Consider the following 990-nt stretch of genomic DNA (forward strand, 5'->3'; position numbering starts at 1 on the left):
GTGAGCTCGAGTCGATCTGGAACGACGAGCGCCGGGCCGAGCTGCGGGGCGCGTTTGGGACCCGCAAGGCTGGGGATGGCATGCAAGACTGGGCGGGTCGGTGGCTGGCTGTCCGCGCGCAAGAGTGCGAGGCCGCGAAGTCGGCGGAGCGCGACACGGAGCCGACGGCCTGCAGCGCGAGCCTTCGTGATCGCTTCCAGGCGACGGTCCACGCGTTTCGGACCCCGCACCTGCGCGAGGGCCTGAGCTATGCGTCGGTGATCGCCAAGCTGCCCGCGCCGGAACATTGCATCGATCACCCGGACGACGCGGAGTGGGGGTACGGCGGCCTGCTCGAGCTGCGCGACATTGACGTCGAAGTCGAGGCGTTGGCGGGGATTGGCGACCTCGAAGTTGCTAGCGCGCGTCAGCGTGACTACATGACGCTCGCGAGGGAGCTGGGATCGGACTACGGCGTCGCGCGGTCGATCTTCTGGCGTGGCGAGATCTTCCGGCTCGAGGGGCAGCTCGCAGAGGCGGACCAGGACTTCGAGTTGGCCTATGGGATGGCGTGGGAGCTCGGGCTGGGGGTGTTTGGGGCGGAGGTGCAGATGAAGTTGGCCGCGGTTGCGGGGGCGCGCGGAGAGATCGGGGTCGTGGATGCGTACGCGCTGACCGCTCTGCCGGTATTTGCCGAGTATCGGCCCGATCGCGTTGCCGAGCTGTTGCAGGTGCAGGGTCTCGGGCTCGTGGCCGGCCCTGACTCCACCGTCCGCGAGCGCGGGGTCGACCTGTTGCTTCGGGCGGTCGAGATGCGTGAAACGGAACTGGCGCAGCACCGCGGGACGCGGGAGCTACTCAGCGAAGCGCACGAGAACTACGCGCGCGGGTTGCTGGCGGTGAACCGGGCCGGGGAGGCGGTGGAGTACCTCGAACTCGCGCTCCGGGTACATCAAGACGAGTTCGGGCATGGGAGCTGGCGGACGCGCGAGATCCTTTTGCAGAAGTTCC

General features: G+C 68.4%; 1 protein-coding gene. It reads left to right on the forward strand.

What is annotated here, in order from left to right; translation table 11 throughout:
- The coding region (locus DB30_RS40930) for a hypothetical protein (RefSeq protein WP_165704198.1) at nt 1-990 on the forward strand (990 nt) is incomplete at both ends.

The sequence above is a fragment of the Enhygromyxa salina genome, from assembly GCF_000737335.2.
Classification (GTDB): domain Bacteria; phylum Myxococcota_A; class Polyangia; order Nannocystales; family Nannocystaceae; genus Plesiocystis; species Plesiocystis salina_C.